Raw genomic sequence first — 19,908 nt, forward strand, 5'->3', positions numbered from 1 at the left:
AAGCGACGCACCGGCAGGCGTTTCGCTCGCAATACCGAGCATGCCGAATCTATCAGGGCACGGTGTTCTCAGGCGAGAAACGTCGCCCTGAGTTGAACAAGGAGTGAAGCTCATGTCCGTTACCGCGGAATACGTCAGCAACATATTCAAGGGTCTGGAAGAGGGAGATGGCGCTTCCTTTTTCAGTCATGTCGACGACAACGTCGATTGGATCGTCCAAGGTACACATCCATTGGCCGGCCACTATCATTCCAAGGCGGCTTTCATCGAAGGAACCTTCACGAAGCTGAGCAAAGTCCTGCCGAAAGGGGCGCAACTTCATGTCGAAAACCTCTTGGTCAACGGCGACGCCGCAGTGGTGGAACTTCGGTCACTGGCGACCGCAAAGAACGGCCTTCGATTCGACAATCGTTATTGCTGGATTGTCTATTTCCAGAATGACGTGATTGCGCGCGTGCGCGCCTACTTGGACTCGGCGATGGTTGCCCGGCTGTTCGAGGAAAATCCGATCGGATGATCGGGTGTCGGCGCGGTCTTGCCGCAGGGCCTCGACGCGCCCCTCGGCATTCCAGCCGAACCAAGTCCGTTTCAACAAGAAGAGGAGCGACGATGACAAAAGTCTGGCTCACTACCGGCAGTTCCAGGGGTCTCGGCCGCGCGCTAGCCGAAGCCGTATTGGCGGCAGGTCACAAGTTGCTTGCTACGGCCCGCAACCCGGCGCAACTCACCGATCTTAGCGCGAAATATGGCGACCAGGTGCGCACCTTCTCCCTTGACGTGACCGATCCCCGCGCGGCCTGCGAAAGTGTCGCGGCGGCTGTCGACACCTTCGGCAGGTTGGACGTCCTGGTGAACAATGCCGGTTACGGAAATATCGGAGCCATCGAGGATACCAGCCTCGACGAGATCCGGGCGCAGATAGAGACGAACCTTTTCGGCGTCATCAACATGACAAAGGCCGCAATCCCGTTCATGCGCGAGCAGCGGTCAGGCCGCATTATTCAATTTTCATCGGTTGGTGGCCGCGTCGGCGCCATGGGCCGAGCCGCCTATTCTGCCGCCAAATGGGGCGTTGAAGGCTTCTCCGAGGTACTCGCCAAAGAAACAGCGCCGCTTGGCATCAAGGTCACAATAATCGAGCCGGGCGGATTTCGCACGGACTTTGCCGGTGCGTCAACCAAGCTCGACGCCGGCCGGCCGGAATATGATTCCACGGTCGGAGCCGCTGCGCGGTTCCAGCGCGGCTTTGACGGCAGGCAGCCCGGCGATCCCGCGAAGGCCGCAAGCGTGGTTCTTCAAGTGGCGGGAATGGATGAGCCGCCGCTGCGGCTGCTGCTCGGCAGCGATGCGGCTGCTGCCGTCGAACAGAATGATCTCGCCAAACGCGAAGCGGATCGGAAATGGCGGCATCTGACGGTCTCGACCGACTTTGAGATCGAGAGCTGATGCAATGAACCCAAGCATCGAACACGACCGACCCACAAGAGCGGAACTCTCCCCCGCCCATAGGTCGGGCAGTTATGATTTTTACAAAAACCTACGGCAGAAGGAAGATTATCGTGAAGATGAACAGACGCACTTTCTCGGCCGGCCTTGCTGTTGGCGCTGTGGCCTCACTGATCTCCACTCGCGGGATGGCCGCAAACCCCGCTCCGCCGAAGGCTCGCAATGTCGTCCTTGTGCACGGCCTGTTTGCCGATGGGTCATGCTGGTCCCAGGTGATTGCACGATTGCAGGCGGCAGGACTGAACGCCACGTCGGTGCAAAACCCCTTGACTACGCTGCCCGAGGCGGTTGCCTCGGCCGAGCGTGTGCTGGCACGGCAAGATGGCCCGACGGTTCTGGTTGGTCATTCCTTCTCCGGGATGATCGTCACCGAGGCAGGTATGCATCCGAACGTGTCGGCGCTGGTCTATGTGGCGGCGCGGGCGCCGGATGCGAACGAGGACTACACGGCGTTGGCCAAGACATTTCCGACGCCGCCCGCATCCGCAGGGATCGTCTTCGATGGTGATGAAGGACGCCTCAGCGAGGCTGCGTTTCTGCGCGATTTCGCCGGTGATCTGCCGGAAGCGAAGGCCAAGCTTCTTTATGCGGTCCAGGAGCCGTTCCAAAAGATTCTGCTCACGGGCAAGACCACGCATGCGGCCTGGCGGTCGAAACCGAGTTTCTATGCCGTTTCAACCGAAGACCGGACGATCAATCCCGACCTAGAGCGCTTTATGGCCAAGCGCATGGGGGCCAAGACCATCGAAGTGAAGTCAAGTCATCTGTCGTTGATCTCTCATCCACACGAGATCACCCAACTGATCCTGGAAGCCGCAGGACAGGGCAGCTAGTCTAAACGACCACGCTCAAGGACTGATGACCGAAATCGCGTGTCGCTGCGAATGGCTGCTTCAAGGAAGTTGGAAGACTGGCTTCTAAGACCGATAGGCGGAGAGCTGACCAGGCAAACTTTGCCTGAAGCGGGGCCGTTTGCAGACAGTCCGCTTATCGGCGATCGGAGATCGAAAGGCTGCCACTGAAGCGCGAGGGAGTTGTAGCCTCGACCTCTCCCTTACCAAGGGAGTGCTCTACCACTGAGCTACCGCAGCAACGGGCGTCTGAGAGCCGAGACGCCTTGAATTGCAAGGCGTTGCGCCCCCAATCTGCGCATTCCTGTAAGGCGTGCACTTGTAACCATTGAGGCACCAAGCAAGCACGGAACACCCCGCCAGACGGCACCGTTTGGCCGAGAGCTACACCAGAGTTGTAATAAATGCGGTGCCACATTGGATGCGAATTGACATGGAGCCCCTACAGAGGCTTCTCGCACCCCGGCCTTCGCTCACGACCCGCAAAGGCCCTCGCGCGAGTCCTTGCCCCTCCACGCCCTGAGCTGACGCGGTTCCGAGGGTGAGCTACCGCCGATTCCTGACCCTACAAGCGCTTCGCTAGCGCCTAGTCTGACTGTCTCGGCTGAGTGCCCTCGATGGCTCGATCGTCATCCCCTGAACCTCTCCGTGTACCAGGTGATTTTGCCATCCACCTTCACCGGCTTGTGGATCATCAGACGCTTCGGAAGATGCTCCGGATGGACTTCAAGGAGCGTGATCTTGATCGATGGCTTGCACCGGTTGCAGTCGAATTTCAGCTTCAAAGGATCAACGCCGCCGCCATAGACCATCATGAGATCGGCCGATCTGCAGTAGCGGACGTTGCCGCAACTGCATTCCACCTTCACAAGCATATTGTGCCGGGTCGCCTTCCCCAGCGTGTCAATCGGATCATGCCCCATGAGAACAAAAAAGGAACAAATTCCTCTTTCGTCAAGAGCGCATTCGAACTAATGGCAACGCACGTCCGGCCGGAACAATCCTCGCTTCTCGAGGTTCGTTTATTTTAGCGAACTCAGGAGGCACCTATGTCGTCAGAATCGCGCGAATGGATGATCCAGTGGCTGAGGGACGCCCACGCCATGGAGGAACAGGCCGAGACGATGCTCTCAGGACAATTGAGCCGTATCGAGAATTACCCGGAGCTCAGTGAGCGCATCCGCCTACATCTCGAAGAAACAAGGCAACAGGCTACCCGGCTAAAGACCTGTCTTGACGGGGTCAGCGAAGGATCGTCCACCATGAAGGTCGCAAGCGGTAAGCTCACGGCGCTCGCACAATCCATAAGTGGGGTATTTGCCGGCGATGAGGTGATGAAGGGCTCTCTGGCCAGCTACACATTCGAGCACATGGAAATCGCATCCTATACAATCCTTATCGCGGCCGCCAACGTCGAGGGCGAAACTCAAATCGTGCAAGCGTGCGAGCAGAATCTGCGCGAAGAAGAAGCAATGGCGGAGTGGCTGAAGAGCCATCTTGGCCAGACGACGCAGACCTTCCTGTCGCGTGCCGCCGCTGACAGTGACGCCGCAAAACGGTGATTTACTAGGCCAGTCAAGGCGGGCTGTTGTGTGGTGCTCTGTCTCGCTGGCTACGGCGAGTTCCCAACCTCAGGCCGATCAGACTTCGAACAAGTCGCTCGGCCCCCGCCCGATCTCGTCAATGATGTCGGGCGTGTTGTTGCGCGGCGAACCGACCTTGCTGTCGATCGGCCACATCTTCATCAGATCGGACGGAAAGGGCTTCATCAGGTCGCGAGGGTCCTGCTCCGGCCCAAGCCAGCGCATGTAGTCGGTCGGCGCCAAGATCACCGGCATGCGGTCGTGAATGGTCGCCATCAGATCGTTGGGCTCGCAGGTGGCGATGGCAAAGGTCCGCACGAGTTCGCCGGTCACCTTGTCGGTATACTCTTCCCAGATCCCGGCCATGGCGAAAGGCTCGTCAGATTTCATCGCGATGGCGTAGGGCTGTTTTTTCTTTCCCGACGCGTCGAGCTTCTGCCATTCGAAATAGCCGTCGACGGGCACCAGGCAGCGGCGCGAATTGTAGGCCTTCCGGAACAAGCCATTACTGGCGATCGTCTCGCAGCGGGCGTTGACCGGTGGCGGGCGGCCGCCACCGTCCCGAGCCCAACCGGGGGCCAGCCCCTAGCGCGCCGAGCCAAAGCCGGCCATGCTGGTCGACAGCTCTTCACGGATGATGATCGGGTAGGTCAGGCTTGGCGCGCCGTTCCACAGCGGGAAGCTGTTGCCAAGGCGTTCAACCTCGCCAGGCTGGGCGAATTCAAACCGACGAACCATGTCGGGGATTGTGGTCTTCACGAAAACGCGTCCGCACATGCATCAGAGATAGGCACCCGAAAAGCAAGAGTCTACTTCGGGGCGGCTACTCAATCGCCCAACGGAGGGCGCCGGTCATTCTGTCGCAGCCAGAGGTTCAGGAATATCCAGCATGATCGTCACCTCAATGGAACGGTTTCCAGCCTTGCGGGTTTGAGTCTCATGCAACAGATCAACGACACCAAAAAGCTGGTTAAGCAGTTCGACGAGAGGGAACGGCAAAGCCTCATCCGCATCAAAGAAACTCAGGAACTCATCGAGCAGAACCGCCGGCTGACAAAGAGGTCTCGCGAAATCCTTGCGCACGCGTCCTCCGCGCTTGGCAGCACTTAGGACCCCATACCCTGTCGGCGTGGTGTCGGGCGTGTAGATGACGCCGATCAGACTGAAGCGTCCAGGTGGTACCTATCAAAGTACGATGTCCCTATCTTTCCCGAAAGTCCTTGAGCGAGGCGTGACGTAGCTTCTCCTCGCCCTTCAGGAACCGCACACGGCCGACCAGACCAGGCTTTAGCCATTCTGCCTTGCCTTGGCCAAGCCTATCGGAACGGGTCCGCCGACCTTCCCCTGCACGCGGTCCCATAGCGCTTGCCGTTTGTGAGCCTTGAACGTGACGAAGGCGCCACCGGCATAGCGGCCCTTGTCCGCCATCAGGACCATCGCGGGTTTCCCCGCCTCACGCTGGACGCCAATGATGTCCATTTCCTTTTCGGCATAGCACTTGATCTTGCGCCAGTTCATCGTCGGCCCGCTGCGATAAGTGCTGTCCTTTCGCTTTGAAACCATACCCTCCAGGCCGGCTTGGTCGACAAGGTGATAGACGGCATCGCCGGTTCCCGGCATTGCTTCGCTGAACTGGATGCGGCCGCCAGTGGGGATCAATCCCTGTAGAATATCGCGCCGCTCTTCCACCGGCATCTCGCGCAAATCGTGGCCGTTGAGGTGCAGGAGGTCGAACGCCACCAGATACAGATCGCGAGACGGGTTGCGGCTGGTAACGGCTGATTGCAGTGCGTGGAAGTCCGACAGGCCGGCTTCGCTGATGCTGATCGCCTCGCCGTCGATGATGAAGTCTTTCGCTTCGATCGCCTCTGCTTCGCCGGCGAGCTGGATGTAGCGCCCGGTCCAGTCATAGCCGTTTTTGGTGATCAACCGAATCCCGTCGTCATCCTTGATGATCTGGGTCCTGTACCCATCGAACTTGATCTCGTGGATCCACTCATCGCCTTGGGGCGGGGTGTCGACCAGCTCGGGCTCCATCGGCTTAATGAACTTCAGACGCATCAACTCACTCGCGAAACTGTCCATTCAATAAGCTTTAGCTAAAATAGTTCCGGAACATTTAGCATGGCCGGATGTTGCAGCCCGCATGACAAAGCTATCCGACCTTGGCCCTCCGATTCCCGGCAAACTGCACGGAGGGCAGCGCATCGACGAGCATCTTCACTTCTACAACTGCCCGCACTGCGGTCAGCGCGTTGACCAACGCGATTTGCGCCAAGTCTTCTGGCATGAGCGGCCTGGTCATGAACCGCTGGAGCCCGAGCCTGAGGCGAAGGTGATCGAATTTCCAAAGCGGGAATGACAAATCCCTACCTGCGCGGGGCCAGCCGCAAGGAACAGGTGGCGGTACTACGCCGAACGGTCAGGTTTCCGCACATGTTTATGCGAGGATACGCCAATGTTTGGACTCTGGGAGTTCCATAAGATTGCGGCCACACGAGGTGACGGCTTACGTCCAGAGTTCCTCAGACTGTTTCCGGGACAGCCCGTGAGTGAACGCTGACATGCATCCAAGGTGGGATAGCCGAAACTAAGCGGCCGTCGCCTGCTGCCGATGCGAACCGCGAGCGGGCTTCTCGGCTTCTTGCGCCCAAGCATTAAACAGCCCGCCCGGCGTGAACCGAGACGGGGTTATGAGAGCGGACTGTGAATGTCTCGGCGTACCACATTGACGGCGCGGCGCTCGTCCTACCTTAACTGCCCTGCAATAGCTACGTGCTAGCGGTTCTTAATGGACTCCTATCTGAAAGCACATTTATCGCCAGTGGCTCTGCTAAGCTACGCAATTGCGATCGGCTCGCTACTACTGCGTCTTGTATACTCGAAAAGGGTTTTGGTAGGGCTGTTCATCCTGAGCATATTGCTCGCGACATGGGGCACACGGATTTGCTTCCAAGGCTGGCATCGGGCGACCTCAGTCGGCCAAAAACGCGGCGTCGTGATACTGCTCTTCGTGTTTCGGGCCTTAGCGCAGCGGGCGGATACATGTCGCTAAGGGACATTCTCAGATGAGACCAGCGGGCCTGTCCTTGGGACAGCTTTCCTGTCATCGCCGCTCGATGGTCGTCTTTGAGAAGCCGCCTGCAACCTTGCAGCGGCAGGAGAATGCTGTCCAGGATCGGTTCGGGATGCTCGCGCTTTTTGGGACGCGCTGCCAGCACCACGGGGGCTGCCACCTTTTCCCGCCGCTCCATTCACGGCAGCGGCGGGCGCCCCTATGGAGCAAGGGGACTCGCCCGGGCGGGGACCCAGGCTCAGGCTAGGCCGCGCGCAGTGGACGGCCTGCTCCCGAACCTCTATGATCGGCACATGTTCCAGCCACCCAAAAAGGCCGTCAGGCCTGCCAGCGGCAAGTTGGAATCAACCAAGGTCAAGGCGACACTCTTTGGCGATCTCCGTTTTGAGAGAGGGCCGCCGCCATTCCCTTTGTCCGACATTTCGAACACCCCAACACAGGCGCCAGCAAATCACCACGATGCGTTGATGCTCCACGGCTAATGCCCGCCCGGCTGCGAAATCTTAACGGATCGTTGACCGCGCTGTCCTATTCTGAGACAGCGCGGTCAAGAGATCCCATCCGGACTGCGCAGGCGGCTTCGGCATAGCCCCGCCCGCTTTTGTCGGGGCCGCCACCACACTCTGGAATAATACCAGCAATGGTTGAATCAACCGTTACTGCAGTTGTTAAAAAGCTAACGGCTCAGGCTGGCGCGTGAGAACAAACCGGGGATTCACATTTGCCCGGTTCCGATCCAGATTCTCGGCATGGAACACGCGTTTGATGACATTGCTGCTGCCCTGAGAGCCCCGCCAGCGCGTTTGCGGGACCGCTACGGCGCCTTTGTCCAGCGCATGGCCGAAAGCCTCACCACCGGCCTTGCGATCGGCATAGGCTTCGCGATCGTCCACGCCTTCGCAGGCTGTCGCCGGGATCTCTCCAATATTAGCTGATGCTTGACTAAGCCGTCGGCCGCACCAGAATCATCATATGGCGGGGGAATTTAGCATCGGCGACGAGGTGTCGATCTCGGCAACCATCGTCAGGATCATTGACGGCCGGGCAAGCATTGCGATCCCGAGCTACAACCACGCGCATTCGATTCCGGCACCGTGACGCTCTCGCCGGACGTTGTGCGGCTGGAGGCAAAGTATGTGCCGCCGAAGCGCAAGCGGCCTCTGGCGGCCCCATTACGAAATTATGGCAATTGCTTCACGCCACGCGATTCGCCTGAAAATATTTGAGCGTAGACGGCGTTGTGAAGGGCGAGGCCGCAACTCCGGCACATAACCGGACGAAGGGAATATCTCCGAAATCCTGCTTTGGAAGGAAGTAGCCCTTGTCGACCATTCTGGATATTCCCGTTGATAGCCGCATGTCCGGCTTTCGATAATAGACGTAACTGGGGCCATTGATGAACGGGTGTTCGCCGCCGGCAAACTGGCACGTTGTGTCGTGTTTGATCCCGGGCTTGATACTACACACCGATATCAGCAGGTGCTGACCGTCCTTGCAGGGTGCCGTCACGATAATGAACAGGTGCTTCAGATTCCCTGGACCTGAAGCTGGCCGACATCATCGCCAGCACGTATTCATTGCCGAACGCCTGCCAGTAGTTGAACGGGATCGCCACCTGCACGGTTGATCCGTCTTCCATGTCGAAGATGCAGCCCACCCATTCGCCTTTCGGCGCTGGGCCCAGGTGTATGCCGGTGACATGACGCGCCTTGAAGTCGCCGAACCGCTCCTGGAACGCCTTCTGATTTGCGCGCACCTTGGGGTCGTGTTGATCGCCGGCCTGCGGAATCTTGGAAGGATCGAAGTCGGGTAGATCTGCCATTTTCATCTCCTACCTGGCCTGCGGCCATTGCTGGCCATCGCTTCACTGAGGACGAACTGCTGAAGACGCTGCACGGGATCAAACTGCCCGATCAGGTCGATGACATCCTGCGGGCTCGTGCCGTATTGAAGCTTAAGGTTCACAGTCTTGCCCGAGAGACCGGAAGCGGGCGCCAGATTGGAGGTCGCAAGTCCGCCGCTGGCAAAACGCGGGATCGACATCGATCGGTTGAAGTTGTCGACAGCACCGCCAAGGCTGAAACCTCGAAGGCCGTCGAAGGAACCCTTGCCATAGTTCCAGGCGTCGAGCGCTTGGCGGCCGATCCGCTTCACCGCCTCGGCCGTGATGACGTATTCGCCGTTGCTCAGCCAAGCCAAAATCGAGTCCGTCTTCGGCCCACCGGGTCCGCTGACGAAGCCGCCGCCGGCGAAACCGCCGTGAGATCCACCGCCGTCCGATGACGATCCGGAGGCCGCCTGTGAGCGAAGGCTCTGCGCTGCCGCCGCTGCCGCGCGAAGAGATGCCAGGATGCTGGCGATTGCCGATTCGATCTGACTGGCAAGGCTTGTCACGACGCCCTGGAGCCCTGAGAAGCCGCCTTGCAGCAAAGCCCTGATGCCGTTGAGGATGGTCGAGAACTTGCCCGGCAACGTTTCAAACGGAGCCACGATGGCCTCCGCCGCTGCCTGGGCTGCACCGGCGTCAAGATTCCCCAATGCGCTTGTAAAACCGTCCGCGGCCTGCTGCGCGGCTGGTGCGATTTGGGCGATGCTGTTGGTGATCTCATTCGACACACCGTCGACCGAGTCACTGGTGCCGTCGACGCTGGATTTCAGACCGTCGATCGCCTGTTTGCCTTGTTCCGCACGCACGGCAACACCGTTCACGAGGTTGAAGGTTTCCGAGGTGAGCTTGTCGCCACCGCCGCGAATGACGGTGGTCGCAGTTACCGCATCGGCCAAGTCGGCAGCTTCGTCCGCATCCCTCAGGGCTATCACGACCTGTACGGTATCATCTCGGACGTCGGTGCTACGGCCACGCCTGAGACACTAGTTAACAGCGCGGCCAGAGGGGACCGCTGGATCAAAGTGCAGCTCGTTGGCGAGGTTTTGGAGGCGACCTTCGAACGCGGGATCAGCCAGTATCCGGCGATCAACGATCAGGTGCACCTCGTCGTCGAGGAGGATCTCGCCCGCATCTATGGGACCGCCGAAACGGGTCAGGTGACCATCGGAAGATTGTCGGGGGCCGAGAGCATCCCCGTCCGTGTCGATTTGGACAAGCTCGTGACGCGCCACTCCGCGGTATTGGGTCAACGGGCGCTGGCAAGTCGACGACAGTCACAAGTCTGCTGCGCTCCCTTTCGGTCGGCCAGGGTGACCACTCCGGTTTTTCGAACGCGCGGGTGCTGCTGATGGACATCCACGGCGAATACGGCCGTGCGCTTGGCGAAGTCGCCAAAGTCTTTCGTGTGAACCTGCTAGAGAATGAGGAGCGCCTCTACGTTCCCTATTGGGCACTCAATTTGGACGACCTGCTGACCTTCCTGCTCGGGAAGACCGAGGAGAAGGCGCTGACGGGGATTCAGGACCGCATTTTGAGAGCGAAAACCGCAGTGTCAGCTCAGATGAACTATCCGGGTGTTGATCCCAACTCGCTGACTGCTGACAGCCCTCTGCCGTTCAGCCTGAAATCGCTCTGGTTCGATCTGATCGGCCCAGAAATCAAAACATGGATGGAGAACACTCAGCAGAATTCGGCTCAGACCGCTCCCGGCGACGCCGAAACACTTACGGCGCCTACCTATCCGCTGCCTGGCCAAGGCAACACACCGCCGTTCGCAAACAAGTCGAATGTTCTTTCCATCCGACGACAGCTCGAACAGCTCCGGTCACGATTGCTGGATCGACAGTATGATTTCATGCTCCACCCTGGGCCTTGGGAGCCGAGCCTCAACGGAGCTCCGCAGAACGACCTGCCCCAACTGCTCGAGAGTTGGCTCGGGCACGATCGGCCGATCACGGTGCTGGATCTGTCGGGCGTGCCAAGCTCGATCCTTATGCGCCTAATTGGAGGCATCCTGAACATCATTTACGAGGCTCTCTTCTGGAGCCGCGAGATGCCCGAGGGCGGGCGGGCGCCCCCTGCTCGTGGTTATGGAGGAGGCACATCGCTACCTGGGCCGGGACGATGACAACCTTGCGCGGGACGCCGTCCAGCGCATTGTCAAGGAGGGCCGCAAGTTTGGCCTCGGCGCGATGATAGTGAGCCAACGCCCTTCCGAGATCGACGAGACCATTCTCTCCCAGTGCGGCACTTTCTTCTCGCTGCGCCTATCCAACTCGTCGGATCGCAGCAAGGTTCAGGCTGCCCTGCCCGACAGTCTAACCGGCATCGTGGACAGCTTGCCTGTGCTTCGTACGGGCGAGGCTGTGATCACCGGCGAGGCTGCCAAGTTGCCTGTGCGATGCAGGATAACGCTCCCCGAGGAAGGCAAGCGGCCCGCGAGCGAGGATCCGCGTGTTGCCCACAACTGGAGTAAGGGACGCGGCAACGAGAACTATGTGAACGTCACGGCTGCGTGGCGATCTCAGAACCCACGATGGACGGAGGAATGAATGGAACGACAGTCAGTAAGCTCGTCGAGTTTGGCTTCGGTAGGCTGTAACCCTGGTTCGGAGACACTTCAGGTGGAGTTCCTCGCTACCGGCAAGGTGTACGAATATTACAATGTCCCCCAATTCATGTACGATCGGCTGTTGGAAGCCTCCTCTATCGGACAATTCTTCAATGCAGAAATCAGAAACGTCTTCAATGCAGAAATCAGAAACGCCTATCCCTGCAACCCGATCTGATCGGCCAGTTCTGGTCGGTGCCGTTGCGGTGAAGTGAATTTCCAATGTCCGCATCGGCCATTCGTAATGTAGGTCGAACGACTGACTCGAAGGTGCATTGCCGCCGCCAGCTAACAACCGCTACGGATGAGGAAGGACAAGCAGTGCACTGGAAGGCTCAGACCTCTGTTCACTTGCTATGCGCTCAAATGTGCATATATTGTGCATATGGTCGGAGATTTGTCATGACTCACGCACAGCTCGCATCATCGAAAGTGGTCTCAGGCTTTGTTGATAGCCTGCAGGAGCCGCGCACACCTTATATCTCGCCGAAGCGCCTGTCGCAGGCGCTCGGCGTGAAGGTGGCCAACCTCGCCCAGTTGACCGGTGTTCACCGCAACACGCTGCGCAATCCCTCATCGGAGCGCCTGCAGGGTCGGATGCGCGAGATGGTGAAAGTGATCTCGGCCGCGACGGAACTCACCGGCGACGTCGACAAGGCGATTTACTGGTATCGCAACGAACCGATTGCCGATTATGGCCATCGCACGGCGGCCGAGCTCGTCGCTGACGGCCAAGTTGAAGTAGTCCTAGCCTTCATCCGGGATCTCGAGAACGGGGCGCGCGGGTGAAGGTCACCCGCGTCGGGCCGGACGAGATCTTCCATCGCTATCTGACACCCAAATGGGCTTTCCTGCCCACCAGCGGTGCAGGCGCGGCGAATGACGGCGGTCGTTTCAACCGGCCAGGCGTCGAAGCCCTTTACCTCTCCCGCGCACCTCAGACGGCGTTGGAGGAATACAAGCAGGGCGCCAGCATCACTCCGCCGGCCACCCTTGCCGCCTACAAGATAACGCTCGCCGACGTCGCCAACCTTTCGCAAGGATTTGATCCGGACATCTGGGATAGTGCCTGGAAGGAATGGGATTGTGCATGGCGCCAGATCGCGCGCCTCGACAAGAAAATCCCGCCATCGTGGAAGCTCGCGGACCTGATCATCACGGCCGGGCTTCGCGGCATCCTGTTCCCATCGCTGCGTCACGCCGGCGGCACCAATCTGGTGATCTTTCCGGCCAATCTTGTCGACGGCGATCATGTCGCGGTTCACGATCCCGATCACCGGCTGCCGCATGACCAGTCGTCCTGGTCCTGAGTCATCGACTGTCTCTGTGGTCGCATCGCGACAACGCCCCGCTCATGGCACCTGGTCCTCAACGATATCGTCCTCGCCCTCCCGATTCGCCAACCCGGCTGGAATACCGCCGGCGAGCAGCTTCTCCTTCGACAGCAGTCCTGCGTCCTCGAGCGCCTCGAAATCCGGCAGCTGGCGCAGCGTGTCGAGCCCGAACTGCGACAGAAAGTTTTTGGTCGTCACATAGGTATAGGGCGCGCCCGGCTGCGGGCTGCGCGGCCCCGAGGCGATCAGCTCCTGCCCCCGCAGCACGCCGATCAGATCCCGCGACACCTCCTTGCCGAAGAAGGAAGACAGCTCGCCACGCGTGATCGGCTGGAAATAGGCAATGCACATCAGCACGAGCGCCTCCGACTGCGACAGTTCTTTTGTCCCCTTCCCCGCCGTGCCAAATGCGGCGTGGATGATGTCGCCGAAGTCGATTTCGCCGATTCCTTCGAAGGCGAACTTTTGAAATCGCAGCCCGTCACCCTGATAGTCCGATGGCATCAGGTCAAAGCGCAGACGGCTCCTGGAAGGGTCAACGAATCCGAGCAATTGAGGATCGTCGAGGAAGATATCGATGTCGTGGCTTTCGCGATGGCTGATCTGGATCATCATAGCCGTCCCACCGCCAAACGACCATTCGAAGTCGTAACCGTGGGCATTCTCCCGAAGCTGGTCAATCAGATCTACGGCGATGCTAAAAAGCCGCCGCCATTCGGAAGGGCGCCGGCTGTCGCGTCCAGCCATTACGCGGCGAGCGGATAGCTCTCGCCGGACCAGGCAGAGAACTTGGCGGCAAACGCCTTCAGGTCGTCGACCGCGATGTGGTGCGCGGTTGCGAACTCGACTTGCTGGGCAAGAGGGACCTCGCCGAGAAAGGCGCTAATATGGCCGGGATGCTGCTTGGCCAGATCGATATCAGCAAGGCAATGCGCCAGCGCCACGTCGTCCAGTTGATCACTGTAGGGCGCGTTCACCGTCGTCAGGACTGAACCTAGATGCTTGCTCATGATGCGTGCAAGATATAGTCGTTTCAGGCTTGTCGCAAGTTGCCACCCTCTTCCGCACCCACCGGCGGTCTGCGACGTCAGCGTTGTTCTCGTGAGCGAAATCAGCCAAAATCGCCTCCAAGATCTCCGACGACGACGCACGGCGTTCCCTTGACGAAAAAAAGCGCGGATTTCCCACCGACCGGAGCCCGAGAGTGACCGAGCAAAAACCCGTCCGCCTGCCTGCCCCCGCCTCCGTCGAAACCGTGCTCGCGGCCTTAGAGCCGCAGTCGGCCGACGTCGATCTCGCCCCTGCCCTGCGCGGTTCCGCGGTCGAGACACAACAGCTCGCAGGGCCAGTCTACCGGGTGCGCGGCCGCTCCGGCGGCGGCATCGTCCACATGCGCAGTTTCCTGTCGCGCCGGACGCGCATCGAGCGCGAGCTGGCGCGAGGCGCAGCGGCCGAGCTGGCGGGGGTGAATGCCGGGGATTTCGACGGATGGCACAACCTGCAAGTCTGGGAAGCTGGGTTTGACTGGGTCTGAAGGGGCGACAGTGGACAGGCAGCTTCGCCAACCACCTCAAATTGCTATCGGGCGGCAATGTCTTTCGCCCTCGTGGAGCACGAGGGAAAACATGGCGAAACACGGACTGTCGGCACTGATGCGGATATTCTGAGGACGACCTTTCAAAAACAGGCCATGCAGGCGCGGACTGCTTTCTCTCGGTGGGGGCCGCGTTTGTTCCATTTCAGTAATTCGGCAGCGGCGCCCTCAACGTTGGAGCAGTGATACGTGGAGCCCATCTCACCCGTTGTCACAGGGACTGCAGGGCTAAACCATCTGAGCGCCATCGGGGAGGTTCCTCGTAGAGGCTGGCTTCTTCTGCATGGTCCAGCCGTTCAAGGAGTTCTTTGAGCCTATCCGGGATCGTTTCGTCAACGCGGAAGATGGGCAAGGTCGCCGTGTAGTGCTTCAATGCCTTTGAGCTAATCTGACGCCTGACAGACGCAGCTAGAGTCGTCGGCCCGTTGGCATTATCACGATCGGTCATGTCGGATTTGTCCCGCAATATCCGCGGCCCAACACCTGAGCCGGCGAATCGTTCCGAAATAATCAAAATTGTGGCAAGGACCCTTACGCGACTGACCAGCGAAGAAGGCCGACTAGGCCGGGAGCCCAATCGACCTCCATCTTCGCGGGGGACTTGGAGGGGACCAGTCCACCCGGTTCGAACCTTCATTTAGCTCTATCTAAAATAGATTGGCAACATACACCTTTGGATGGCAGAGCTGTCATTCTTCTTGATCCATGTCCCTCAAAGTCCGGTGTGCCGTTATGCAGGATCATTTATTTCTCCGAAGCCGGATCAGCCGAGCGCTGCAGCGCCGTCCGATCGTTTCATTCCCATTGCCAGCAGGTAACGGCGGATCGAGCGGCGTCGCTTTGACCTTGATCAAAGCTGGGCAACGCCATGACCGGTCCATGATAGCGAACGATTTGGCCGTTCAAGCCTAAAGTGGCCGTAAGCCATCGACAGGAGCGCATCCTATCGGCGTCCCGGCTCCAACACGCTCGCCGGTCGTCGGGCATAGGAAAGCTCGGTCTAAGCCTCTTCCTTCTTCGCTCTCGCAAAGCCGCGGTCCGTTGCGATGAACCGTTGAAGCATCGGCGCAATCAAGCGTGATGGATCGGCAGATGGCCGCCCGGTCTCGCGCCCAAGGATCTCTGCGTATTTCACCAAGTCGCGATGCAGAGGCGCCGGCAGTTCCACCGTAATCTTCACCGGCTTGTCGTCGGCGATCGTTGCAAGTTTCAACTTGGCCATGTCAACCTCCGTATGGTTCAAGGGCAAGGTCGCGGGTGACGAGGACGCGAACGGGAAACCCCGGCCGGATCGTGAGCGTCGGGGCGATAGCGAGTTGCCGCTGAACGACCTGTTGGCCTACCTGGCTGACGCTTTCGGAAGCGCCGCTACGCAAAGCCCGCACGATATCGCTGTCTTGATCAGAAGAACCGGCCTGCGCGCCAACGCTCAGAATGGTCGACAACGCCGCGGCCTTGAACAACTCGCCCCAGTGATAGTCGACGGCATCCTCTAGGCCGGCATAGCCCTGAGCGTCCGCGCCAGGCTGCCGCTCCAGCACCATGGAGCGTCCGTCGGGAAAGATCAGCCTGTTCCAGACAAGCAGCACGCGGCGCTGCCCAGAACCAATCCCGCTATCGTACTGCCCAACAATTCGAGTGCCTTGCGGGATGAGCAGCGAGCGGCCGGTGGGGCTGTCATAAACATTTTCGGTCACCTGGGCGCTGATCTGCCCGGGAAGGTCCGACCGGATACCTGTGATGAGCGCGGCCGGGATCACGGCACCGGCTTGAAGCACATAGGACGACGCGGGAGGGGTGATGTGATCCGGGGCCACGGTACGCCGGTCAGCGGCGGCGGACAGGAAGGAAAGCTGGCGATCCTGCGCATTTGGCTGAGCGTATTGACCGGCAAGATCGCTAACAGCAGGAGCGAACGCTTCGGCGGTCCTGGAATCTCCTTGCGCTGTCTGGAAGAACACGCGCGAGGTTCTGGCCGCTTCCTCTTCGGCTTGCCGGCGCTGCTCGGCTTCGTCGATCGCGGGACTTGCGATTGATGGGGGCGCCATGGCTTGCCCTTTGTTCTGCGCATCGAGAATCGGCCTGCCGAGATCGCCAGGCAGCGGCGGCCCAAGGATCGGGCCGGCATAGTCGCGCGGAAGTGTTGCCAACCCGTCGGCGGGCGGCCGATTGGAGGTAGGGTAGAGCTCCTCGCCCCGCTTGAATGTGCTGGCCTCCTGCAGAGCGTAAATCAGCGCGCCGCCGACACCGAGCGAGGCGACGAAGCCGATGCCTGCGAGCATCTTGCGCGATAGACGCGTTACACGCGGCGGGTCGGCGCGAAGCCGCATGGGTTCGGCCATATTCTTCTCGTTCATGGCTGCAGCGCTCCCCTGTGCATTGCGTTCGGCAGCTCCGCCGCGGCGCTGTCGCTTGGGCCCCGCCACAACCCATCGCTTCTTCTGTCGACGCGCACTATCCTGACCGTCTGCTGCCGCTTGCCTGCGCCAAGACGCAGTTCGGCCGCACCAAAAAGGCGGTCGATGATGAGGATGTTTTGATAGACGCGGCTGTTGGTGATTTCAGCCTCGCCGTCCGGACCGATGACGAAAATCGGCGGCATCTCGCCTTGCACGATGCCGCGCGGAAACTCGACATAGACCCTGCGGCCATCGTCATAGGCGCTCACCGGCTTCCAGGGCGGGCTGTCGCCGGTGAGGCCGTAGCGATAGTTGCGCACCGTAACGTCCGGTATGACCGGCGTCGCGGCGATCGTCTGCAGGAGGCCCGCTTTCAGAGCCGGATAGGACCACGCAACGGCGGGCATGTAGGGCTTCGCGCCTGAGCGTAGCTCAAGCATATAGCTGCGCCGGTCCGTGGCGATGATAAGGTTCGTTGTGATGTCCGCGCGCGAGGGTTTCACCAGGACGTGGACCCGTCGAGCAATGCCGGACCCGCTTTCGGTGTCGCCGATGATCCAGCGCGCGGTATCACCTGCCGCGATCGGACCTTCTCCGGTCAGGCTCTCGCCCGGCTCAAGCGCGATGTCCGTTATCTGGCCAGGTGAGGCGTAGACCTGGTAGAGCGCTCCTTCGCTCCATGGGTAGATCTGAATCGCGTTGTAGTAGCCCTCACGGCGCGGTTCCACGCGCGCCGCGGCGTTTGCATTCTCGACACGGGCGGCCGGCGTTTCCCCGATGGCGCCGCCTCTCGCGGGCGCCCAACCTGGTGGCACGCGAAGAGGTTTCGGCCGTTGGTCGGTCGCGGCGGCTGGAGCCGGCGGCAAGGGCGGAACATAGGTATCGTAGCTGATCTTCGGCGGCTTCTTCGCAGGCGTGGCGCAACCCGCAAGCAGCGTCGTCCCCGAGACCAGCGCCGACAGCAGATATCTTGGGAAAGTCGTGCGGGCAACAAGACGCGATGTCGGGCTCATTGGCTCATCTCCCGCGACCAGTTGATGGCGTTGACGTAAATACCGAGCGGATTGGCGCGAAGCCGTTCGGCGTCGCTTGGCATCTGCGTCACGATCGTCAGGATCGCGGTCCAGCGCTCGGTGCCTGAAAGCTGACCGTTTTCGTAGTGGTGCTCGATCCAAGCGACACGAAAGGAGCCCGGCGAGGCTCTGATGACCGACGAAATGTCCACTGCGACCTGCTGCTTGCCGACCTTGGAGAAAGGATCCGCAGCGCGCGCATAGTCGTTGAGCGCCGCCGCGCCCAGGTCGGTGGTCCAATCATAGGCGCGCAGCCAGTCCTGGCGCAGGATGATCGGGTCAGCGGGGATGGAGCGTACCTGCTCGATAAAGCGGGCGAGATGCCACGCGATCTGCGGATCGGTCGGCTTATAGTCGGCGGTTGCGGGCTCGATCGCTTGAGCCTGGCCGAGCTTATCGACCTGCACGACCCACGGCACGACCGTGCCGCGGCCCGACTGCCAGACCAGCGAGGTGGCGAGCCCCGCCGACAGGATGAGCGACCCGAACGCCATGGCGCGCCAGTTGCGTGCCTGCACGCGTGCGGAGCCGATGCGTTCATCCCAGATCTGCTCCGCCTTTTGATAGGGGGTTTCTGGTCGAGGGCTCTTGCCGTAATGGACGGCGGGGCGCCTAAAGATGTTCATTTCGTCATTCGCCTTCAGAAAGAGAAATCGAGGCTCCGCCGCCATGGCTGTCACCGGCGCGCACCGCGCGGGCGGCGGTCTGGACGCCGTGGGCGAGGCGTTGAGAGCGATGCAAGCGTCTGGCCCATTCGGGCTGTCCTTGAGTGCTGGATGGCTTGCCCACGCCGGACGCGGTTGACGCAGCGGCGCCGCCAATCGTTCCCATGGTCGACGAGCCGCCGGTGATTTCAGCGGCCGAACGGGCGCCAGTGGCGAAGCTCGAGCTAAGCGATTGACCGGCGTTTGCGGCGGCGCGCTTGAGTGGAGAGGCTGCCGCCGAAGCGCCAGCGCGCGCAATGCCGCCCAGGCCGGAGGCGATGCCCACCACGCCAGACTGGCCGGCGGCGCCGAGCGTATAGGCAGCCGAGCCGCCGCCAGCGAGTGACGTCCCGCCACGCGCGGCCGACGCCACCCCCGCGAATGCGGCTGTCCCGCCTCGCGTCGCGAGGCTGGCTGCTCCGTAGCCTGCAACTGCGATGCCGCCCGCCGCAAGGCCAGTCCCGACGGCCGCACCGGCGCCGAGCTGCGGTCCACCCGCGACGAGGCCGCTGGCGATGCCAGGACCGAAGATGCCGAGGCCAAGCAGCGACAGCGCCGCCAGCACGATCGCCATGGCCTGGTCGATGGTGGGGCTCTCGCCGCCGAAGCCTTGGGTGAATTCGCCGAAGAGCGTCGATCCGATGCCGATGACCACGGCAAGCACCAGAACCTTGATGCCGGACGAGATGACGTTGCCGAGCACGCGTTCGGCCATGAAGGCCGTCTTGCCGAAGAAGCCGAAGGGGATCAGCACGAAGCCGGCCAGCGTCGCCAGCTTGAACTCGATCAGCGTCACAAAGAGCTGCACCGCCAGGATGAAGAAGGCGAGCAGGACGAGCGCCCAGGCAAAGAGCAGGCAAGCAATCTGGATGAAGTTTTCAAAGAAGGAGATGTAGCCCATCAAACCGGAGATCGCCTCAAGCAATGGTCGTCCGGCGTCGAGGCCGGTTTGCGCCACCTTGCCCGGGTGCAGCAGGTCCTGTGCCGAGAAGCCGGTTCCACTCGCCTTGAGCCCAAGGCCGGAGAAACTCTCGAAGACGATTTGGGCGAGGCTGTTCCAATTCGAAATCAGATAGGCGAAGACACCGACGAAGAGCGTCTTCTTGACCAGCCGCGCGAGGATGTCGTCATCGGCGCCCCAGCTCCAGAAGAGCGCGGCAAGTGTCACGTCAATGACGATCAGCGTGGTGGCGACGAAGGCGACCTCGCCGCCGAGCAGGCCGAAACCGCTGTCGATATAGCGGGCGAAGGTGGCCAGGAATTGGTCGATGACGCCGGTATTGCCCATG

Annotated in this window: 25 protein-coding genes and 3 pseudogenes; 12 read left to right on the top strand and 16 right to left on the bottom strand. The window is 60.6% G+C overall.

Annotation, left to right across the window (positions count from 1 at the left end):
• Positions 1 to 112 precede the first annotated feature (112 nt).
• From FJ434_RS20035 to FJ434_RS20045, 3 genes are all read left to right on the top strand, one after another.
• Complete coding sequence (locus tag FJ434_RS20035) at positions 113 to 517, top strand: nuclear transport factor 2 family protein (protein WP_140751618.1); 405 nt, start codon at positions 113 to 115, stop codon at positions 515 to 517.
• Positions 518 to 609: 92 nt separating this feature from the next.
• Positions 610 to 1,446 (top strand): oxidoreductase, encoded by an 837-nt coding sequence (locus FJ434_RS20040; RefSeq protein ID WP_140751616.1) that lies wholly within the window; start codon positions 610 to 612, stop codon positions 1,444 to 1,446.
• 113 nt (positions 1,447 to 1,559) lie between these two features.
• Positions 1,560 to 2,339, top strand: a complete 780-nt coding sequence (locus tag FJ434_RS20045; RefSeq protein ID WP_140751614.1) for an alpha/beta hydrolase — start codon at positions 1,560 to 1,562, stop codon at positions 2,337 to 2,339.
• Between the two features lie 647 nt (positions 2,340 to 2,986).
• Here the strand turns inward: FJ434_RS20045 and FJ434_RS20055 are convergent.
• Positions 2,987 to 3,232 carry a hypothetical protein gene (locus tag FJ434_RS20055; RefSeq protein ID WP_246676104.1) on the bottom strand — a complete coding sequence of 82 codons (246 nt, stop codon included), beginning with the start codon at positions 3,230 to 3,232 and terminating at the stop codon, positions 2,987 to 2,989.
• A gap of 174 nt (positions 3,233 to 3,406) precedes the next feature.
• On the opposite strand from FJ434_RS20055, the gene FJ434_RS20060 reads away from it, so the two are divergent.
• The gene (locus FJ434_RS20060; protein ID WP_140751610.1) at positions 3,407 to 3,919 is read left to right on the top strand and encodes a DUF892 family protein; all 513 of its coding nucleotides are present in this window, start codon (positions 3,407 to 3,409) and stop codon (positions 3,917 to 3,919) included.
• A gap of 78 nt (positions 3,920 to 3,997) precedes the next feature.
• On the opposite strand, the pseudogene FJ434_RS20065 reads toward FJ434_RS20060, so the two are convergent.
• The 3 genes and pseudogenes from FJ434_RS20065 to FJ434_RS20075 form a co-directional block, all read right to left on the bottom strand.
• Positions 3,998 to 4,717: pseudogene (locus FJ434_RS20065) on the bottom strand (SOS response-associated peptidase).
• 75 nt (positions 4,718 to 4,792) lie between these two features.
• Positions 4,793 to 5,023 (bottom strand): hypothetical protein, encoded by a 231-nt coding sequence (locus tag FJ434_RS20070; RefSeq protein ID WP_140751608.1) that lies wholly within the window; start codon positions 5,021 to 5,023, stop codon positions 4,793 to 4,795.
• 118 nt (positions 5,024 to 5,141) lie between these two features.
• Positions 5,142 to 6,001 (bottom strand): annotated as a pseudogene (locus tag FJ434_RS20075) (ATP-dependent DNA ligase).
• A gap of 85 nt (positions 6,002 to 6,086) precedes the next feature.
• Here FJ434_RS20075 and FJ434_RS20080 point away from each other — a divergent pair.
• Positions 6,087 to 6,302 (top strand): hypothetical protein, encoded by a 216-nt coding sequence (locus tag FJ434_RS20080; RefSeq protein WP_140751606.1) that lies wholly within the window; start codon positions 6,087 to 6,089, stop codon positions 6,300 to 6,302.
• A gap of 1,382 nt (positions 6,303 to 7,684) precedes the next feature.
• Here FJ434_RS20080 and FJ434_RS20085 read toward each other — a convergent pair.
• On the bottom strand, positions 7,685 to 7,909 hold the full coding sequence (locus FJ434_RS20085) for a hypothetical protein (protein ID WP_140751604.1): 225 nt from the start codon (positions 7,907 to 7,909) through the stop codon (positions 7,685 to 7,687).
• Positions 7,910 to 7,988: 79 nt separating this feature from the next.
• On the opposite strand from FJ434_RS20085, the gene FJ434_RS30510 reads away from it, so the two are divergent.
• Complete coding sequence (locus FJ434_RS30510) at positions 7,989 to 8,114, top strand: hypothetical protein (RefSeq protein ID WP_281406455.1); 126 nt, start codon at positions 7,989 to 7,991, stop codon at positions 8,112 to 8,114.
• 96 nt (positions 8,115 to 8,210) lie between these two features.
• Here the strand turns inward: FJ434_RS30510 and FJ434_RS29855 are convergent, their stop codons facing one another.
• From FJ434_RS29855 to FJ434_RS20095, 3 genes are all read right to left on the bottom strand, one after another.
• On the bottom strand, positions 8,211 to 8,348 hold the full coding sequence (locus FJ434_RS29855; RefSeq protein ID WP_181166077.1) for a hypothetical protein: 138 nt from the start codon (positions 8,346 to 8,348) through the stop codon (positions 8,211 to 8,213).
• Between the two features lie 127 nt (positions 8,349 to 8,475).
• The gene (locus FJ434_RS20090; RefSeq protein ID WP_140751602.1) at positions 8,476 to 8,838 is read right to left on the bottom strand and encodes a hypothetical protein; all 363 of its coding nucleotides are present in this window, start codon (positions 8,836 to 8,838) and stop codon (positions 8,476 to 8,478) included.
• A gap of 2 nt (positions 8,839 to 8,840) precedes the next feature.
• Entirely contained in the window at positions 8,841 to 9,800 is a 960-nt protein-coding gene (locus FJ434_RS20095) for a hypothetical protein (protein WP_140751600.1), read from the bottom strand.
• Positions 9,801 to 10,124: 324 nt separating this feature from the next.
• Here FJ434_RS20095 and FJ434_RS29865 point away from each other — a divergent pair.
• From FJ434_RS29865 to FJ434_RS20115, 5 genes and pseudogenes are all read left to right on the top strand, one after another.
• Positions 10,125 to 11,032 (top strand): annotated as a pseudogene (locus FJ434_RS29865) (ATP-binding protein).
• Positions 10,995 to 11,456: an ATP-binding protein gene (locus FJ434_RS29870; RefSeq protein WP_246676112.1), complete on the top strand. Its 462-nt coding sequence runs from the start codon at positions 10,995 to 10,997 to the stop codon at positions 11,454 to 11,456. The pseudogene FJ434_RS29865 and the gene FJ434_RS29870 overlap by 38 nt, the downstream one beginning before the upstream one ends.
• Positions 11,457 to 11,693 carry a KTSC domain-containing protein gene (locus FJ434_RS20105; protein ID WP_140751598.1) on the top strand — a complete coding sequence of 79 codons (237 nt, stop codon included), beginning with the start codon at positions 11,457 to 11,459 and terminating at the stop codon, positions 11,691 to 11,693.
• A gap of 224 nt (positions 11,694 to 11,917) precedes the next feature.
• Entirely contained in the window at positions 11,918 to 12,304 is a 387-nt protein-coding gene (locus FJ434_RS20110) for a DUF2384 domain-containing protein (RefSeq protein ID WP_140751596.1), read from the top strand.
• A complete protein-coding gene (locus tag FJ434_RS20115) occupies positions 12,301 to 12,825 on the top strand; it encodes an RES family NAD+ phosphorylase (RefSeq protein ID WP_140751594.1) in 525 nt (174 codons plus the stop codon). The genes FJ434_RS20110 and FJ434_RS20115 overlap by 4 nt, the downstream gene beginning before the upstream one ends.
• Positions 12,826 to 12,867: 42 nt before the next feature.
• On the opposite strand, the gene FJ434_RS29875 is transcribed toward FJ434_RS20115, so the two are convergent.
• Both FJ434_RS29875 and FJ434_RS20125 read right to left on the bottom strand, forming a co-directional pair.
• Positions 12,868 to 13,596, bottom strand: a complete 729-nt coding sequence (locus FJ434_RS29875) for an SMC-Scp complex subunit ScpB (protein ID WP_140751592.1) — start codon at positions 13,594 to 13,596, stop codon at positions 12,868 to 12,870.
• Positions 13,596 to 13,859 carry a hypothetical protein gene (locus tag FJ434_RS20125; protein ID WP_140717720.1) on the bottom strand — a complete coding sequence of 88 codons (264 nt, stop codon included), beginning with the start codon at positions 13,857 to 13,859 and terminating at the stop codon, positions 13,596 to 13,598. Before FJ434_RS20125 ends, FJ434_RS29875 begins: the two co-directional genes overlap by 1 nt.
• Before the next feature lie 194 nt (positions 13,860 to 14,053).
• Between FJ434_RS20125 and FJ434_RS20130 the strand changes: the two genes are divergently transcribed.
• Positions 14,054 to 14,383: a hypothetical protein gene (locus FJ434_RS20130; RefSeq protein ID WP_246676106.1), complete on the top strand. Its 330-nt coding sequence runs from the start codon at positions 14,054 to 14,056 to the stop codon at positions 14,381 to 14,383.
• A gap of 271 nt (positions 14,384 to 14,654) precedes the next feature.
• Here the strand turns inward: FJ434_RS20130 and FJ434_RS20135 are convergent, their stop codons facing one another.
• The 6 genes from FJ434_RS20135 to trbL all read right to left on the bottom strand — a co-directional run bounded on the left by FJ434_RS20135 (position 14,655) and on the right by trbL (position 19,907).
• Complete coding sequence (locus tag FJ434_RS20135) at positions 14,655 to 14,891, bottom strand: hypothetical protein (protein WP_140751590.1); 237 nt, start codon at positions 14,889 to 14,891, stop codon at positions 14,655 to 14,657.
• Positions 14,892 to 15,443: 552 nt separating this feature from the next.
• Complete coding sequence (locus FJ434_RS20140) at positions 15,444 to 15,665, bottom strand: DUF2274 domain-containing protein (protein WP_140751588.1); 222 nt, start codon at positions 15,663 to 15,665, stop codon at positions 15,444 to 15,446.
• A gap of 1 nt (position 15,666) precedes the next feature.
• Positions 15,667 to 16,800, bottom strand: a complete 1,134-nt coding sequence (locus tag FJ434_RS20145) for a TrbI/VirB10 family protein (RefSeq protein WP_140751656.1) — start codon at positions 16,798 to 16,800, stop codon at positions 15,667 to 15,669.
• A complete protein-coding gene (gene trbG / locus FJ434_RS20150; protein ID WP_140751586.1) occupies positions 16,797 to 17,855 on the bottom strand; it encodes a P-type conjugative transfer protein TrbG in 1,059 nt (352 codons plus the stop codon). Before trbG ends, FJ434_RS20145 begins: the two co-directional genes overlap by 4 nt.
• Positions 17,852 to 18,541 carry a conjugal transfer protein TrbF gene (gene trbF / locus FJ434_RS20155; RefSeq protein WP_140751584.1) on the bottom strand — a complete coding sequence of 230 codons (690 nt, stop codon included), beginning with the start codon at positions 18,539 to 18,541 and terminating at the stop codon, positions 17,852 to 17,854. Before trbF ends, trbG begins: the two co-directional genes overlap by 4 nt.
• Positions 18,542 to 18,545: 4 nt before the next feature.
• Positions 18,546 to 19,907: a P-type conjugative transfer protein TrbL gene (trbL, locus tag FJ434_RS20160; protein WP_140751582.1), complete on the bottom strand. Its 1,362-nt coding sequence runs from the start codon at positions 19,905 to 19,907 to the stop codon at positions 18,546 to 18,548.
• Position 19,908 lies beyond the last annotated feature (1 nt).

This window comes from Mesorhizobium sp. B2-5-13 (assembly GCF_006440535.1).
GTDB classification, from domain to species: Bacteria; Pseudomonadota; Alphaproteobacteria; order Rhizobiales; family Rhizobiaceae; genus Mesorhizobium; species Mesorhizobium salmacidum.

Bases quoted from the DNA above. Each gene is read 5' to 3' on its own strand.
- FJ434_RS20035 (WP_140751618.1), top strand. From the start codon at position 113: ATGTCCGTTACCGCGGAATACGTCAGCAACATATTCAAGGGTCTGGAA.
- FJ434_RS20040 (WP_140751616.1), top strand. From the start codon at position 610: ATGACAAAAGTCTGGCTCACTACCGGCAGTTCCAGGGGTCTCGGCCGC.
- FJ434_RS20055 (WP_246676104.1), bottom strand. From the start codon at position 3,232: ATGCTTGTGAAGGTGGAATGCAGTTGCGGCAACGTCCGCTACTGCAGA.
- FJ434_RS20060 (WP_140751610.1), top strand. From the start codon at position 3,407: ATGTCGTCAGAATCGCGCGAATGGATGATCCAGTGGCTGAGGGACGCC.
- FJ434_RS20080 (WP_140751606.1), top strand. From the start codon at position 6,087: ATGACAAAGCTATCCGACCTTGGCCCTCCGATTCCCGGCAAACTGCAC.
- FJ434_RS30510 (WP_281406455.1), top strand. From the start codon at position 7,989: ATGGCGGGGGAATTTAGCATCGGCGACGAGGTGTCGATCTCGGCAACC.
- FJ434_RS29855 (WP_181166077.1), bottom strand. From the start codon at position 8,348: ATGGTCGACAAGGGCTACTTCCTTCCAAAGCAGGATTTCGGAGATATT.
- FJ434_RS20090 (WP_140751602.1), bottom strand. From the start codon at position 8,838: ATGGCAGATCTACCCGACTTCGATCCTTCCAAGATTCCGCAGGCCGGC.
- FJ434_RS29870 (WP_246676112.1), top strand. From the start codon at position 10,995: ATGGAGGAGGCACATCGCTACCTGGGCCGGGACGATGACAACCTTGCG.
- FJ434_RS20105 (WP_140751598.1), top strand. From the start codon at position 11,457: ATGGAACGACAGTCAGTAAGCTCGTCGAGTTTGGCTTCGGTAGGCTGT.
- FJ434_RS20110 (WP_140751596.1), top strand. From the start codon at position 11,918: ATGACTCACGCACAGCTCGCATCATCGAAAGTGGTCTCAGGCTTTGTT.
- FJ434_RS29875 (WP_140751592.1), bottom strand. From the start codon at position 13,596: ATGGCTGGACGCGACAGCCGGCGCCCTTCCGAATGGCGGCGGCTTTTT.
- FJ434_RS20125 (WP_140717720.1), bottom strand. From the start codon at position 13,859: ATGAGCAAGCATCTAGGTTCAGTCCTGACGACGGTGAACGCGCCCTAC.
- FJ434_RS20135 (WP_140751590.1), bottom strand. From the start codon at position 14,891: ATGACCGATCGTGATAATGCCAACGGGCCGACGACTCTAGCTGCGTCT.
- FJ434_RS20140 (WP_140751588.1), bottom strand. From the start codon at position 15,665: ATGGCCAAGTTGAAACTTGCAACGATCGCCGACGACAAGCCGGTGAAG.
- FJ434_RS20145 (WP_140751656.1), bottom strand. From the start codon at position 16,800: ATGAACGAGAAGAATATGGCCGAACCCATGCGGCTTCGCGCCGACCCG.
- trbG (WP_140751586.1), bottom strand. From the start codon at position 17,855: ATGAGCCCGACATCGCGTCTTGTTGCCCGCACGACTTTCCCAAGATAT.
- trbF (WP_140751584.1), bottom strand. From the start codon at position 18,541: ATGAACATCTTTAGGCGCCCCGCCGTCCATTACGGCAAGAGCCCTCGA.
- trbL (WP_140751582.1), bottom strand. From the start codon at position 19,907: ATGGGCAATACCGGCGTCATCGACCAATTCCTGGCCACCTTCGCCCGC.